The 15,309-nt window shown below is 72.3% G+C and carries 9 protein-coding genes, 3 tRNA genes and 1 pseudogene; 9 read left to right on the forward strand and 4 right to left on the reverse strand.

Annotated elements, in window-relative coordinates; translation table 11 throughout:
• The first annotated feature begins 145 nt into the window (after positions 1-145).
• From ACOBQU_RS26365 to ACOBQU_RS26385, 5 genes and pseudogenes are all read left to right on the forward strand, one after another.
• Complete coding sequence (locus tag ACOBQU_RS26365; RefSeq protein WP_423630139.1) at positions 146-913, forward strand: sirohydrochlorin chelatase; 768 nt, start codon at positions 146-148, stop codon at positions 911-913.
• A gap of 46 nt (positions 914-959) precedes the next feature.
• A complete protein-coding gene (locus ACOBQU_RS26370; protein ID WP_423630140.1) occupies positions 960-2,300 on the forward strand; it encodes a deoxyguanosinetriphosphate triphosphohydrolase in 1,341 nt (446 codons plus the stop codon).
• 124 nt (positions 2,301-2,424) lie between these two features.
• A complete protein-coding gene (locus ACOBQU_RS26375) occupies positions 2,425-3,687 on the forward strand; it encodes an NAD(P)/FAD-dependent oxidoreductase (RefSeq protein ID WP_423630141.1) in 1,263 nt (420 codons plus the stop codon).
• 221 nt (positions 3,688-3,908) lie between these two features.
• Positions 3,909-5,810 (forward strand): DNA primase, encoded by a 1,902-nt coding sequence (dnaG, locus tag ACOBQU_RS26380; RefSeq protein WP_423630143.1) that lies wholly within the window; start codon positions 3,909-3,911, stop codon positions 5,808-5,810.
• A gap of 186 nt (positions 5,811-5,996) precedes the next feature.
• Positions 5,997-7,237, forward strand: a pseudogene (locus tag ACOBQU_RS26385) (sigma-70 family RNA polymerase sigma factor).
• Between the two features lie 23 nt (positions 7,238-7,260).
• Here ACOBQU_RS26385 and ACOBQU_RS26390 read toward each other — a convergent pair.
• The 4 genes from ACOBQU_RS26390 to ACOBQU_RS26405 form a co-directional block, all read right to left on the reverse strand.
• Positions 7,261-9,156, reverse strand: a complete 1,896-nt coding sequence (locus tag ACOBQU_RS26390; RefSeq protein ID WP_423630145.1) for an ABC transporter ATP-binding protein — start codon at positions 9,154-9,156, stop codon at positions 7,261-7,263.
• A 26-nt stretch (positions 9,157-9,182) separates the two neighbouring features.
• Positions 9,183-10,916 carry an ABC transporter ATP-binding protein gene (locus ACOBQU_RS26395; protein ID WP_423630147.1) on the reverse strand — a complete coding sequence of 578 codons (1,734 nt, stop codon included), beginning with the start codon at positions 10,914-10,916 and terminating at the stop codon, positions 9,183-9,185.
• 367 nt (positions 10,917-11,283) lie between these two features.
• On the reverse strand, positions 11,284-12,735 hold the full coding sequence (locus tag ACOBQU_RS26400; protein ID WP_423630149.1) for a xylulokinase: 1,452 nt from the start codon (positions 12,733-12,735) through the stop codon (positions 11,284-11,286).
• 180 nt (positions 12,736-12,915) lie between these two features.
• Complete coding sequence (locus ACOBQU_RS26405; protein WP_423630151.1) at positions 12,916-13,218, reverse strand: YtxH domain-containing protein; 303 nt, start codon at positions 13,216-13,218, stop codon at positions 12,916-12,918.
• A gap of 167 nt (positions 13,219-13,385) precedes the next feature.
• Here ACOBQU_RS26405 and ACOBQU_RS26410 point away from each other — a divergent pair.
• From ACOBQU_RS26410 to ACOBQU_RS26425, 4 genes are all read left to right on the forward strand, one after another.
• Positions 13,386-13,458 (forward strand) — tRNA-Asn (locus ACOBQU_RS26410).
• 5 nt (positions 13,459-13,463) lie between these two features.
• Positions 13,464-13,536: transfer RNA gene (locus tag ACOBQU_RS26415), tRNA-Asn, on the forward strand.
• 287 nt (positions 13,537-13,823) lie between these two features.
• Positions 13,824-13,897, forward strand: a tRNA-Ile gene (locus ACOBQU_RS26420).
• Between the two features lie 104 nt (positions 13,898-14,001).
• On the forward strand, positions 14,002-15,234 hold the full coding sequence (locus ACOBQU_RS26425) for a tyrosine-type recombinase/integrase (protein WP_423630153.1): 1,233 nt from the start codon (positions 14,002-14,004) through the stop codon (positions 15,232-15,234).
• Positions 15,235-15,309: the final 75 nt, after the last annotated feature.

Below are 15,309 nucleotides of genomic sequence, written 5' to 3' on the forward strand. Positions count from 1 at the left end.
GCGCGGCCCCTGTGAGGCGGTGCCCCTTTCCCCGCCGCCCACCCGTGACGGCCGGTCCAAAGGGCACCCCCGGCCGTGAGCGAGACGCAACGCGTCGTCACACCGCCGCAACGCCAGGGCAACGCTCCGCCGCCAAGCTCCCCCCATGACCCGCCCGCCCCCCACCCCGCTGGTGCTCGTGGCCCACGGCAGCCGAGACCCCCGCGCCCTCACGACGCTCACCGCCCTGCGCCACGCCGTCCAGGCGAAACGCCCCGCCCTCGACGTACGCACGGGCCACATCGAACTGACCGAGCCACTGCTCACGGACACCCTGCGCGGCCTGGGCGCGCCCGCCGTCCTCGTGCCGCTGCTCCTCGGCCACGGCCACCACGCCACCCACGACATCCCGGCGGCGGCAGCCACGGCCCGCCCGCACGGCGCGCCCCACCGCGTGGCCGCGCCGCTCGGCCCGCACCCCTTGCTCAGCGAGGCGCTGCGCGACCGCCTGGCCGAGGCGGGCTGGCCCGGTGGCGCCCCGCCCGGGGGCCACGGTGTGGTCCTCGCCGCCGCGGGGTCCCGCGACCCGGGCTACGCCGAGGACATCCGCCGCGCCGCCGCCCTGCTGGCCCGCCGCGTCGGCGCCCCGGTCGTGCCGGGGTACGCGGCGCCGACCGCCCGCACCCCCACCACCGTGCCGGAGGCGGCCCGCGTCCTCGCCGCGCGCGGGGCACGCCACGTGGCCGTCGCGTCGTACTTCACCGCACCCGGCAGGTTCGCCACCGAGGCCGCCCGGGCCGCCCCGGGCCTCGCGGCCGCCCCGCTCGGCGCCCACCCGGCGCTCGCCGCGCTCGTCCTGCACCGCTACGACCAGGCACGCGCCGCCCGGCCGGGCGGCGCCCGCGCGGCGGGGCGCCCCCTGACGCCCGTCTGACGGGGCCCTGGCGCGCAGCGCTCGCCGGGCCGTCTACTGTCGGGGCATGGCAGGCACCGCACCGCACCCGCACGCCGATGACACCCTCGACTCGTCGCGCTATGACGAGGCGGCCACCGAGCGCTGGGCTGCCGAGCCGGACAAGAGGCCGGGCCGCACGGCCTTCCAGCGGGACCGGGCGCGCGTCCTGCACTCCGCGGCGCTGCGCCGCCTCGCCGGAAAGACCCAGGTCGTCACGCCCGGCACGAAGAGCCAGGCCTGGGACGCCAGCGCCCGCACCCGGCTGACCCACTCCCTGGAGTGCGCCCAGGTCGGCCGGGAGCTGGGCGCCGCCCTCGGCTGCGACCCGGACCTCGTGGAGACCGCCTGCCTCTCCCACGACCTCGGCCACCCCCCGTTCGGGCACAACGGCGAACAGGCCCTGAACGAGATCGCCCAGGACTGCGGCGGCTTCGAGGGCAACGCCCAGTCCCTGCGGCTGCTCACCCGCATCGAACCCAAGCGGTTCGTGCGCAGCCCCGCCACCGGCGACCTGGTCAGCGTCGGCCTCAACCTGACCCGCGCCGCCCTGGACGCCGCCACCAAGTACCCCTGGCCGCGCGGCGCCCACCCCACCGACCCGGACTCGGCGAAGTTCGGCGTGTACGAGGACGACCGGCCCGTCTTCGACTGGGTCCGCGAGGCGGCCCCTGGGCAGCGCACCTGCTTCGAGGCGCAGGTCATGGACTGGTCCGACGACGTGGCGTACTCCGTGCACGACGTCGAGGACGGCCTGCACGCGGGCCACATCGACCCGAACCTGCTGCACGCCGAGCCCGAGCGGCAGGACGTGTTCGCCGTCGCCATCGGCCGGTACGTGCCCGCCGACACCGACCCCGAGGAGCTGTCCGCGGCCCTGGACCGCCTCCAGGAGCAGGAGTGGTGGCCGCACGGCTACGACGGCACGGCCGTCGCCCAGGCCCGCCTCAAGGACGCCACCAGCCAGCTCATCGGCCGCTTCTGCCTCGCCGCCGAGAGCGCCACCCGCGCCCGCCACGGCACCGGGCCGCTGACGCGCTACGCCGCCGAGCTGGTCGTACCGCGCGCGGCCCGCATGGAGTGCGCGGTCCTCAAGGCCGTCGCCGACCGCTACGTCATGCAGCGCCCCGCGCAGACCCGGCTCCGCGCCGACCAGCGCGTCTGCGTCGCCGAACTCGCCGACGCGCTCACCGCCCGCGCCCCCGAGGGCCTCGACCCGCAGTTCCGCGCCCTGTACGACGCGGCGCCCGACGACCGCGCCGCCCAGCGCGTGGTCATCGACCAGATCGCGTCCCTCACGGACGCCGCGGCCCGCGCCCTGCACGCCCGGCTCACCGGCCACCAGCGGAAAGACCCCATCGACACGTGACCGGGTGACCATGGGGTAGACACGGTAGGTGACGGAAAGTGGCCGGATCGGGGCACACCCCCTTCCGTCATCACGCTCCGTGCGGGACTCTCCCAGTGGCCCACAGGTTTCGAGGAGGCATCAAGTGGTCGACGCGGATCAGACGTTCGTCATCGTCGGAGGAGGTCTGGCGGGTGCGAAAGCGGCCGAGACGCTCCGCTCCGAGGGCTTCACCGGCCGGGTGATCCTCATCGGGGACGAGCGCGACCACCCGTACGAACGCCCACCGCTGTCCAAGGGCTACCTCCTCGGCAAGGAGGACCGCGACAGCGTCTACGTCCACCAGCCGTCCTGGTACGCGCGGGCGGACGTCGAGCTGCACCTGGGCCAGACCGTCGTCGCCATAGACCGCGCCGCGCACACCGTCCGGCTCGGCGACGGCACCGTCATCCGCTACGACAAGCTGCTGCTCGCCACCGGCGCCGAGCCGCGCCGCCTGGACGTGCCCGGCACCGGCCTCGCGGGCGTCCACCACCTGCGCCGCCTCGCCCACGCCGACCGCCTCCGCCAGGTCCTCGCCGCCCTCGGCCGGGACAACGGCCACCTGGTGATCGCGGGCGCGGGCTGGATCGGCCTGGAAGTCGCCGCCGCGGCGCGGGAGTACGGGGCGGAGGTCACCGTCGTCGAGCCGGAGCCGACGCCGCTGCACGCCGTGCTCGGCCCCGAGGTCGGGCAGATGTTCACCGACCTGCACGCCGAGCACGGCGTCCGCTTCCACTTCGGCGCCCGCCTCACCGAGATCACCGGCCAGGACGGCATGGTCCTCGCCGCCCGCACCGACGACGGCGAGGAGCACCCCGCGCACGACGTGCTCGCCGCGATCGGCGCCGCCCCGCGCACCGCCCTCGCCGAGTCCGCGGGCCTCGCCCTCGTCGACCGCGAGGACGGCGGCGGCATCGCCGTCGACGCGAGCCTGCGCACCTCCGACCCCGACATCTACGCCGCCGGGGACGTCGCCGCCGTACAGCACCGCCTCTTCGACACCCGGCTGCGCGTCGAGCACTGGGCCAACGCCCTCAACGGCGGCCCGGCCGCCGCCCGCGCCATGCTCGGCAAGGACGTCACCTACGACCGCGTGCCCTACTTCTTCTCCGACCAGTACGACGTCGGCCTGGAGTACTCGGGCTGGGCGCCGCCCGGCGCCTACGACCAGGTGGTCATCCGGGGCGACGCGGGCAAGCGGGAGTTCATCGCGTTCTGGCTGGGGGATGGGCAGGTCCTCGCGGGCATGAACGTGAACGTGTGGGACGTCACGGAGACCATCCAGAAGCTCATCCGCTCCGGCGCCCGCCCCGACCCCGACGCCCTCGCCGACCCGTCCCGCCCCCTGACCGCCCTCCTGGACTGACCCTCGCGGGGGCGCCCCAGACCCGCCCCTTCCCGAACCAGGGGGCCAGCCCCCTGGCACCCCCGTCCATCGGCCTGCGGCCTCGTCCTCAAACGCCGGACGGGCTGGATCCTGCCGGTCGCGGCAGGGTTTCAGCCCGTCCGGCGCTTGAGGACGAGCGCGCCAGCGCGATCCGACCACCGGCTCAAGGCGCCCCCGCCAGAGAGCCGTAGAATCTGGGCGTGGCTGGTGGGCGGATCAATGACGAGGACGTGAAGGCGGTACGGGACGCGGTCCCGATCGACGCCGTGGTGTCCGAGTACCTCCAGCTCCGCAACGCGGGCGGCGGCAACCTCAAGGGCCTGTGCCCCTTCCACGACGAGAAGTCCCCGTCGTTCCAGGTCAGCCCCAGCAAGGGCCTCTTCCACTGCTTCGGCTGCCAGGAGGGCGGCGACACCCTCACCTTCCTGATGAAGGTCGACCACCTGACCTTCGCGGAGGCGGTGGAGCGCCTCGCCGCCAAGGCGGGCATCACGCTCCGCTACGAGGAGGGCGGGTACAACCCCTCCCACCAGCGCGGCGAGCGCATCCGCCTGATCGAGGCGCACAAGGTCGCCGCCGAGTTCTACGCGGCGCAGCTGGAGTCCCCCGAGGCGGAGATCGGCCGCAAGTTCCTCGCCGAGCGCGGCTTCGACCAGGCCGCCGCCGCGCACTTCGGCGTGGGCTACAGCCCGGCGGGCTGGGACCACCTCACGCGCTTCCTGCGCGGCAAGGGCTTCACCGACAAGGAGCTGATCCTCTCCGGCCTGTCCCAGGACGGCCGCCGCGGCCCCATCGACCGCTTCCGGGGCCGCCTGATGTGGCCGATCCGCGACATCGGCGGCGAGGTCGTCGGCTTCGGCGCCCGCAAGCTCCGCGACGACGACAACGGCCCGAAGTACCTGAACACCCCCGAGACCCCCATCTACAAGAAGTCCCAGGTCCTGTACGGCATCGACCTGGCCAAGAAGGAGATCGCCAAGTCGTCGCGGGCCGTCGTCGTCGAGGGCTACACGGATGTCATGGCCTGCCACCTCGCGGGCGTGCCCACGGCCATCGCGACCTGCGGCACCGCCTTCGGCGGCGAGCACATCAAGATCCTGCGCCGCCTGCTCATGGACAACGGCTCCGCCCGTGTGATCTTCACCTTCGACGGCGACGCCGCCGGGCAGAAGGCCGCGCTGCGGGCCTTCGAGGACGACCAGAAGTTCGCCGCCGAGACGTACATCGCGATCGCGCCCGACGGCATGGACCCCTGCGAGCTGCGCCTCGCACAGGGCGACGCCGCCGTGGCCGACCTCGTCGAACCCCGCACGCCGCTCTTCGAGTTCGCGCTGCGCCAGATCGTCGCCCGGTACGACCTGGAGACCCCGGCGGGCCGCGCCGCCGCCCTCGACGAGGCCGCGCCCGTCGTCGCCCGCATCAAGAACAGCGGCGCGCAGCACGAGGTCGCCGTGCAGCTCGCGGGCATGCTCGGCATCCTCGACACGCAGTTCGTCGTCAAGCGGGTCGCGCAGCTCGCCCGCTGGGCGCGCGAGCGCGGCGGCAAGGGCCCGGCCGCCCCGCAGCGCGGCCCCCAGCCGATGTCCGCGCCCGCGGCCGCCGCCCCGTCCGGGCCCGCGCTCAACCTCCGCAACCCGGTGTACGCCACGGAGCGCGAGCTGCTCAAACTCGCCCTCCAGCGGCCCGAGCTGGTCTCCCCGGCCTTCGACGCGTACGGGATCGACGAGTTCACGGCGGCGCCGTACGCGGCCGTGCGGCAGGCCATCCTCGAAGCGGGCGGCGTCGAGCTGGGCGCGCAGGACCCGCAGGAGTACCTGGTGCGGGTGCGGGACGCCGCGCCCGACGACACGGTCCGCGCCATGGTCACGGAGCTGGCCGTGGAGGCGATCATGCGGCGCACGGTCGACGAGGCGTACGCGGGGGAGCAGCTGGTCACCGTGCGGTTGCGGGCGGTGGACCGGCGCGTCCGGGACGTGCAGGGCACCTTCACCCGCCTCGCCGCCGGCGGCGACCCCCAGCAGCTGGCCGCCGTCCAGAACGAGCTGTGGGTCCTCCAGCAGTACGGGCGCGCCCTGCGCGAACGCGGCGCGGCAGCGCTGTAGCCCTCGCGGGCGGCGCAGCGGTTCATCGCCGCTTCGCGGCTCGTCCGCAAACGCCGGACGGGCTTGAACCCCGCGGCAGGGTCTGGGGCGTACCGCGAGGGGTAACCGGCCGGTTACGGACCGGACTCAAAAAGTCACCGCACGCCCCTCGTGGCGGCCACGTGTCGTACTCCACACTGGGGTGCGGTGCCTGAGTCCTCGGAGCCCGGCCGGACCGCAGCCAGCCACGGCACAGGCAGGTCCAACGGCCCCGCGGCCGACCCCGGTCCCGCGCAGCGCTGCCACACCCGTCAGCAGCGATCACCCTGGAGGTCGCCCCCGTGCAGACCCAGACCCTCACCCAGAACGGGAAGGCCACGCCCGAGGACCTGGCGGAACCGGACGTCGTCGCCACGGTCCCGGCCCAGTCCCGCCGCGCGGCGAGCGACCCGCGGGAGGCCCGGGACGGCCTGGAGGCGGAGTCCGTCGTCGAGACGATCGAGCTGCCCACGCCCCGCGGCCGCGCCGACACCGGCGGCCCCTCCTCCGACCTGTTCCGCCAGTACCTGCGGGAGATCGGGCGCATACCGCTGCTCACGGCCGCCGAGGAGGTCGAGCTGGCGCGCGCCGTGGAGGCCGGGCTGTTCGCCGAGGAGAAGCTGGCGGGCACCCCCGACCTGGACTCCCAGCTCGCCCTGGACCTGGACAAGCTGGTCGTCATGGGCCGCATGGCCAAGCGCCGCCTCATCGAGGCGAACCTGCGCCTGGTCGTCTCCGTCGCCAAGCGGTACGTGGGCCGCGGCCTGACCATGCTCGACCTGGTCCAGGAGGGCAACCTGGGCCTGATCAGGGCCGTGGAGAAGTTCGACTACGCCCGCGGGTACAAGTTCTCCACGTACGCCACCTGGTGGATCCGCCAGGCCATGTCCCGGGCGCTCGCCGACCAGGCCCGCACGATCCGCGTGCCCGTGCACGTCGTGGAGCTGATCAACCGCGTCGTGCGGGTCCAGCGCCGCATGCTCCAGGAGCGGGGGTACGAGCCCACGCCCGAGGAGGTCGCCGCCCACCTGGACCTGCCGCCCGAGCGGGTCAGCGAGGTGCTGCGGCTCGCGCAGGAGCCGGTGTCGCTGCACGCGCCCGTGGGCGAGGAGGACGACGTGGCGCTCGGCGACCTCATCGAGGACGGCGACGCCGCGAGCCCCGTGGAGTCGGCGGCGTTCCTGCTGCTCCGCGAGCACCTGGAGGCCGTCCTGTCCACCCTCGGCGAGCGTGAACGCAAGGTCGTCCAGCTCCGCTACGGCCTCGCGGACGGCAGGCCCCGCACCCTGGAGGAGATCGGCCGCATCTTCGGCGTCACCCGCGAACGGATCCGCCAGATCGAGTCCAAGACCCTCAACAAGCTGCGGGACCACGCCTTCGCCGACCAGCTGCGCGGCTACCTGGACTGACCCCCTGGCCAAGCACCCGCGGGTCAGTCCACCTCGGCCACGGCCTCCGCGAACTGCGCCTTGTACAACCGCGCGTACGCGCCCCCCGCGCTCAGCAGCTCTTCGTGCGCCCCCTGCTCCACGATCGCCCCGTCCTCCATCACCAGGATGGTGTCGGCGTCCCGGATCGTGGACAGCCGGTGCGCGATGACGAACGACGTCCGCCCGTGTGCGAGCCGCGCCATCGCCTTCTGGATGAGCACCTCGGTACGGGTGTCCACCGAGCTGGTCGCCTCGTCCAGGACGAGGATCACCGGGTCGGACAGGAACGCCCGGGCGATGGTGATGAGCTGCTTCTCGCCCGCGCTGACGCCCGTGCCCTCGTCGTCGATGACGGTGTCGTAGCCGTCGGGCAGGGTGCGGATGAACCGGTCGGCGTGCGCGGCGCGCGCCGCCTGCTCGATCTGCTCGCGCGTGACCTCCTCGGCGGCGCCGTACGCGATGTTGTCGGCGATGGTGCCGCCGAACAGCCAGGTGTCCTGGAGCACCATGCCGATGCCGCCGCGCAGCTCGTCGCGCGACATCCGGCTGATGTCGACGCCGTCGAGCGTGATGCGCCCGCCGGTGACCTCGTAGAACCGCATGAGCAGGTTGACGAGGGTGGTCTTGCCCGCGCCGGTGGGGCCGACGATGGCGACGGTGTGGCCGGGCTCCACGACGAGGGACAGGTCCTCGATGAGCGGCTTGTCCTTCTCGTACCGGAAGGAGACGTGCTCCATCTCCACGCGCCCGCGCAGCTCGGCGGGGCGCTCGCCGGGCACCGGGTCGGGCGCCTGCTCCTCGGCGTCGAGCAGCTCGAAGATCCGCTCGGCGGAGGCGACGCCGGACTGCACCAGGTTCGCCATGGAGGCGACCTGCGTGAGCGGCATGGAGAACTGCCGCGAGTACTGGATGAAGGCCTGCACGTCACCGATGGACAGCGCGCCGGAGGCCACCCGCAGACCGCCGACGACGGCGACGAGGACGTAGTTCAGGTTGGACACGAAGAACATCAGCGGCTGCATGATCCCGCTGTTGAACTGCGCCTTGAACGACGCCTCGTACAGCGCGTCGTTCTGCTCCGCGAAGGCCTTCGCGGACTCCTCCTGGCGGCCGAAGACCTTGACCAGGGTGTGCCCGGTGTACATCTCCTCGACGTGGGCGTTCAGCGCGCCCGTGGTCTTCCACTGCTGCACGAACTGCGGCTGCGAGCGCTTGCCGACCCGTGTTGCCACGACGAAGGAGACGGGCACGGTGACGAGCGCCACCAGGGCGAGCAGCGGCGAGATCCAGAACATCATCACCAGGACGCCGACGATCGTCAGCAGCGAGTTGATGAGCTGGCCCATGGTCTGCGACAGGGTCTGGTTGAGGTTGTCGAGGTCGTTGGTGGCGCGGCTGAGCACCTCGCCGCGCTGCCGCTTGTCGAAGTACGACAGGGGCAGCCGCGACAGCTTCGCCTGGACCTCGCCGCGCAGCCGGAACACGGTCTTGTTGATGGCGCGGTTGGAGAGGCGTGTCGCGCACGTCATCAGCAGGCCCGCCACGAGGAACACGCCGGTGGCGAGCAGCAGCACCTCGCCGACCGCGCCGAAGTCGATGCCGTGGCCCGGCGTGAAGTCGAGGCCGGTGAGCATGTCGGCCATGCCGCCGTCGCCCCGGTCGCGCAGGTGCTCGATGGCCTGGTCCTTGGTCTGGCCGTCGGGCATGGAGCGGCCCACGATGCCCGCGAACACCAGGTCGGTGGCGTGGCCGAGGATCTTCGGGCCGAGCACCGACAGGGCGACGCTGAGGACTCCGGCGGCGAGCATCGCGTACACCGTGGCCCGCTCGGCGCGGAACAGGCCGAGCAGCCGCTTGCCGGAGCCCTTGAAGTCCATGGACCGGGAGTCGGGCCCCATCGGTCCGCTGAAGCCACCTGGGGGCATTACGCGGCCTCCGCTTCCGTCAGCTGGGAGAGGACGATCTCCCGGTAGGTCTCGTTGTCGGCCATCAGCTCGTGGTGGCGCCCGGTGCCGACGACGCGGCCCTCGTCGAGGACGACGATGCGGTCGGCGTCGCGGATCGTCGCGACGCGCTGGGCGACGATGACGACGGTGGCCTCGCGGGTCTCGTGCGCGAGCGCGGCCCGCAGCGCGGCGTCGGTGGCGTAGTCGAGCGCGGAGAAGGAGTCGTCGAACAGGTAGATCTCCGGGCGCTGGACGAGGGTGCGGGCGATCGACAGGCGCTGCCGCTGCCCGCCGGACACATTGGTGCCGCCCTGCGCGATCGGCGCGTTCAGCCCCCCGTCGAGCCCCGCCACGAAGTCCCGGGCCTGCGCGACCTCCAGGGCGTGCCACAGCTCGTCGTCCGTGGCGTCGGGATTGCCGTACCGCAGGTTGCTCGCGACGGTCCCGGCGAACAGGTACGGCTTCTGCGGTACGAGGCTGACGGTGCGGGCCAGCAGCGCCGGGTCCAGGGCGCTCACGTCGACGCCGCCGACGCGCACCTCGCCCTCGGTGGCGTCCATCAGGCGCGGGACCAGGCCGAGGAGCGTGGACTTGCCGCTGCCGGTGGAGCCGATGACGGCGGTCGTCTCGCCGGGGCGTGCGATCAGGTCGATGCCCTTGAGTACGGGCTCCTCGGCGCCCGGGTAGCGGAATCCGGCGCCGCGCAGCTCCAGGTGGCCGTGGCCGCGCAGCTCCCGCACGGGCTCGGCGGGCGGCACGACGCTGGTGCCGGTGTCCAGGACCTCCTGGATGCGCTCGGCGCACACCTCGGCCCGCGGGATCATCATGAACATGAAGGTGGCCATCATCACGGCCATGACGATCTGCATCAGATAGGCGAGGAACGCGGTGAGCGCGCCGATCTCCATGGCGCCGCTGTCGATGCGGTGCGCGCCGAACCAGACGACGGCGATCGACGACAGGTTCACCACGGTCATGACGATCGGGAACATCAGCGCGAGCAGCCGCCCGGTGCCGAGCGAGACATCGGTCAGCTCGGTGTTGGCGCCCCGGAAGCGCTGCTTCTCGTAGGCGTCGCGGACGAAGGCGCGGATGACACGGTTGCCGGTGATCTGCTCGCGCAGCACCCGGTTCACGGTGTCGAGCCGCTCCTGCATGGTGCGGAACATCGGCCGCAGCCGCCGCACGATCAGACTGACGCTGACGCCGAGCACCGGCACGACGGCCAGCAGCACGCCCGACAGCGGCACGTCCAGGCCGAGCGCCATCACGATGCCGCCGACGCACATGATCGGCGCGGTCACCATCAGCGTGAACGCCATCAGCACGAGCGTCTGCACCTGCTGGACGTCATTGGTGGTGCGGGTGATCAGGGTGGGCGCGCCGAACTGCCCCATCTCCCGCGCGGAGAACGACTGGACGCGGTCGAACACGGCGGCCCGCACGTCCCGGCCGAGCGCCGCCGCGGTGCGGGCGCCGTAGTGCACGGCGCCGATGTTGCACACCATCTGCACGACGGTGACGGCGAGCATCAGCGCGCCGAACGACAGGATGTAGCCGGTGTCGCCCTTCACGACGCCCTCGTCGATGATGTCGGCGTTCAGGGTCGGCAGGTACAGCGAGGCGCAGGTCTGCAGGAACTGCAGCAGCACCAGCAGGGCGATGGGTTTCTTGTACGGAGCCAGATGGGTCCGCAGGAGTCGTATGAGCACGCTCAACTCTCGGCAGCAGTCGGTGAACGTCAGGAAGTGCGGGGCGGGCGATGGGCGCCCACCATCCTGCGCCACCGGCCCCCCGGGCGCGCAACGAATTAACCCATGATCGAGTCAAAAATTGATCCGGGTCAAGAAGTGGGTGCACTAAACGTTTCAAACCCCTCACACAGAGCTCCGGACGGGCGGGCCCCTGTCCTGGCGGTTTCGTCCTCGCCTCCGGGGGCGGGTATTCAAGCCCGTCCGGCGTTTGAGGACGAGCCGCGAAGCGGCAATAGGCCGGGGGTGCCAGGGGTGGGCCCCCTGGTTTCGGTGAAGGGGCGGGCCTGGGGCGCCCCGCGAGGGCACCCCGCCCGCACCCCACGCCTCAGCCAGCCGCAGGCCCCGCGGCGGTACCGGCGAACGCCCCCGGATGCGCCTGCTCCCGCACGGTCACGTACTGCTGCCGCACCGCCTGCCCCACCGCCAGCTCCTCACCCGGCTCGAAGACCTGCGTGACCGCCCCCTGCCACTGCGGCAGCCGCCCGGTCAGCGCCCACGCGCCCTGCCGCGCCGCCCCGATCGCCGCGTAGTCCGCGGGCTGCACGACCACGACCTGCGTGCCGAACAGCATGGGCGCGATCGCCCGCACCGCGGGCAGGTCGGCCGCCGGGCCCAGCAGGAACACCCGCCGCACCTCGACGCCCCGCCCGCGCAGCACGTCGAGCGCGTCGCCGAGCCCGCACAGCATGCCCTCGAAGGCGGCCCGCGCCAGGTGCTCGGGCTTCATCGACTCGCGCCGAAGGCCGGTCAGCGTGCCCGCGGCGTGCGGCAGGCTCGGCGTCTTCTCCCCCTCCAGATAGGGCAGCAGGACCAGCCCGTGGGCGCCGGGCGTCGACTTCAGGGCCAGGTCGGACAGCGCCTCCAGGTCCGGCACGCCCAGCATCTCGGCGGTGCCGCGCAGCGCCCGTACGGCGTTCGCGGTGTGCACCACCGGCAGGTGCAGACCGGTCGCGTCGGCGAGCGACGTGATGGTGCCGGTCGGGTCGGCGAGCGCCTCGTGGTGCACGGCCATCACGGAACCGGAGGCGCCGAGCGAGACGACCGCGTCGCCCTGCCCCACCCCGAGCCCGAACGCCGCCGCCTGCGTCTCGCCCGTACCCGCGGAGATCAGCAGCCCCTCGGGCGTGGTGCCCGCGGCGTCCGCGGGCCCGATGACCTCCGGCAGCATCGCCTGGTGCCCGAGCGCCAGCTCCACCAGGTCCGGGCGGTACGCGCCGGTCGCCGCCGACCAGTAGCCGGTGCCGGAGGCGCCGCCGCGGTCCGTGGTCCGGCGCGCGGGCCGCCCGAGCAGCTGCCACACCAGCCAGTCGTGCGCCTGCATAAGCAGCCCCACGCGCCGCGCGGACTCCGGCTCGTGCTTGGCCAGCCAGCGCAGCTTCGCCACCGGCAGCGGCGCCTGCGGCACACAGCCCACGGCCTGCGCCCAGGCCTGCCGCCCGCCGAGCGCGTCGACGAGGTCGGCGGCGGCGACCTGGGCGCGGGCGTGGCTGCCGACGAGCGCGGGCCGCACCGTGGCGCCCTGCGTGTCCAGCGGGACGAGCGCGTGCTGCTGCGCGCAGACGCCGATGGCCTGCACCCCTTCGAGCAGCCCCCCGCCCGCCGCCTCGCCGAGGGAGAGCAGCCAGGCCTGCGGGTCGACATCGGCCGGGCGCCCGCCCTCGCCGCTCTCCAGCGGATGCGGGGCGTACCCCTGCCTGAGCACGGCGCCGGTGTCGGCGTCGCAGACCACGATGCGTGTGAATTCGGGCGAACTGTCCAACCCCGCGACTATCCCCATGCCGAGGATTCTGCCGCACCCCGGGGGGTGCCTCGCACAGACGTCCGCCCCCACGGAAACGCCCCCGGTCAGGCCCTCGGGGCGCCCCCGGACGCGCCTCTGCCCCGGGCGGGAAGGCCCAGCCCGGGGCAGAGGTCGCAGAGATCACTGATGCGTCACTGCTGTGCCGCTGATGCCTGCCTAGGTGTTACTGGTACCCCAGTCGTCCTCGGTGTCGCCCTGTCCGCGCTCGCGCAGCGACCGCACGCGCTCCGCCACGGAGTCCGGCATCCGGTCGCCGACCTTCTCGGACACCGAGTGGAAGGCCTTGCCCGCCACGTCGCGGCCCTGCTGGGCGGCGGACTCCACGGTGTTGCGGACGGCGGGGTTCTGGGAGATCTCCCGGACGGTTTTCCTCAGCTGCTCGTAGCGCTCCCGTCCGGCCCGCGTCCCGAGCACGTACCCGATGACGAGTCCTGCCACGAATGTGAGCCGGTAGCGCATGACGGCCACCCTTCCCTTGCCTCGACTGCCGACGTCGGTCGCCTGGGGATACCGATTGGCGGAGCACCCCCCTGCTTGCGCTAATGTATGTGTCGCAGCGAGCGCACGCCGCCCGGGAATCCCCAGGTAAGTGACATTGTTGCAGTGACTCCGTCACCAGGAGTCATTCCCCTGTAGCTCAATTGGCAGAGCAGCCGGCTGTTAACCGGCAGGTTACTGGTTCGAGTCCAGTCGGGGGAGCTCGGTCTCCTGTAGCTCAATTGGCAGAGCAGCCGGCTGTTAACCGGCAGGTTACTGGTTCGAGTCCAGTCGGGAGAGCTGTACGCGAGGACCCCTGAGGCACCGTCAAGGCGCCTCAGGGGTCCTCGCGCGTAACACCCCGGCACCCCTCGGCACCCCGAGCCCCCGGGCTCCGCCCGCCCCCCATCACCCCCCGCGCGCCCCTCTTCACGCCCCTCGCGCACATCTGATGAGCCGCAGGTGGAACCGCGCGGCCCGCTGCGGGGTCCTCATGGTCGTGCGATGCCGATCCCCTGGAGCAGGAGATCGTATGAGCGGCTATGCTGCGGCAGACGGCGCGCACAAATGTGCGCGACGCGCCGTTGGGGGCGGTAGCTCAGCCGGTTAGAGCAGCGGACTCATAATCCGTCGGCCGTGGGTTCGAGTCCCACCCGCCCCACCGAAGCAGAATCGATCTGGCCTGCGGAAACGTCACTCCGTGGGCCTTTTCGCTGCGCTTTTTGCCTCACATTTGCCACACGCACCCCTCCTACGATGCCTGTCATGGCGAGCATCAAGACCTACGAACGGCAGTCGGGTGCGGTGACCTACAGGGTCGTGTGGCGACTGGGCGGCTCCCGTGGCGGCGGCTGGCAGGGCGAGTCCTTCGACGACGTGGATATGGCGAAACGTTTCCGCGACCTGGTGAACGGTCACGGACAGCAATGGCCGCCGGGCTGGGTCAAGGGGGAGGGGTTCGTCGAGTCGGACGAGGGCGAGTGCCCCGCCGACCAACTGTTCCCCGCCTACGCTCGCAAGTACGTTGACCTGCTCACGGACATATCTGGCCACACGCGTACCAACTACCAGAAGTTCATAGAGAACCACATGATCCCGTGGTTCCGGGACCTGGCCGTATCGGATCACGCGAACAAGATCACGCGTGATCACGTCAGTCAGTGGATCAATGACCTCAAAGAGGGGCGACCGGGCCCGCACCACGAGCCCGGCACCGTGCGCCGGGCCTACGCGCCGAAGACCATCGCCAACCTCCACGGGCTGCTCTTCAGCATCCTCCAGACCGCCGTGACCGCCGATCCGCCGCTGCGCGACTCGAACCCGTGCGCGCACACGCGTCTGCCGAAGGGGGACGAGGCCGAGGACGAGGAGGTCTTCCTGGAGCCGGAGGAGTACGCGGTCCTCCGCTCCCACCTGAAGGAGGACGCGGTCGACTTGGTCGACGCCTTGGTCGGCAGCGGCTTGCGCTGGGGAGAAGCCACGGCACTCCAGCCCCGCGACTTCACGTTCACCGGCAAGCGCCCCAAGCTCCGGGTACAGCGCGCGTGGAAGCGCCGGGCGGAGGGTGGCACGTATCTGGGCGCCCCCAAGACGAAGAAGTCCCGACGAACCCTTGTCCTCACTCCTGATCAAGTGAAGCTGTTCAAGCGCGTCTGTCGAGGCAAGCAGCCGCAGGACCTGATCTTCACAGCGCCCGGGGGAGGGGCCTGGCACTCCGGTTACTTCTTCGCCCACCGGTGGAAGCCTGCCCTGAACGCCGCCAACGAGGCTGGCCTGACGAAGCGGCCACGTGTCCACGACCTCCGCCACACGCACGCCTCGTGGCTGATCGCCAGGAAGGTCCCCCTGCCCGTCGTCCAGGGGAGGCTCGGGCACGAGTCCATCACGACCACGGTCGACCGGTACGGGCATCTCCTGGACTCCGCGGACGACGACGTGGTGGCGGCCGTGGAATGGGCCATGAGCCCAGCGAGGATGCCGGAGATCGCCAAAGCCTAGGTCGCCCTCCGACCTGCCCCGCCTTCCCTCTCTTCCCTCTCCCTCTCTGTGGAGAGAGGGAGAGCGCGGCATAGT

The organism is Streptomyces sp. G45, from assembly GCF_049542095.1.
GTDB lineage: Bacteria > Actinomycetota > Actinomycetes > Streptomycetales > Streptomycetaceae > Streptomyces.

What these genes read in the sequence shown, in the direction of transcription:
- ACOBQU_RS26425 (WP_423630153.1), top strand. Translation starts at nt 14,002, where the DNA reads ATGGCGAGCATCAAGACCTACGAACGGCAGTCGGGTGCGGTGACCTAC.
- ACOBQU_RS26390 (WP_423630145.1), bottom strand. Translation starts at nt 9,156, where the DNA reads ATGGGGCCCGACTCCCGGTCCATGGACTTCAAGGGCTCCGGCAAGCGG.
- ACOBQU_RS26400 (WP_423630149.1), bottom strand. Translation starts at nt 12,735, where the DNA reads ATGGGGATAGTCGCGGGGTTGGACAGTTCGCCCGAATTCACACGCATC.
- ACOBQU_RS26365 (WP_423630139.1), top strand. Translation starts at nt 146, where the DNA reads ATGACCCGCCCGCCCCCCACCCCGCTGGTGCTCGTGGCCCACGGCAGC.
- ACOBQU_RS26370 (WP_423630140.1), top strand. Translation starts at nt 960, where the DNA reads ATGGCAGGCACCGCACCGCACCCGCACGCCGATGACACCCTCGACTCG.
- ACOBQU_RS26405 (WP_423630151.1), bottom strand. Translation starts at nt 13,218, where the DNA reads ATGCGCTACCGGCTCACATTCGTGGCAGGACTCGTCATCGGGTACGTG.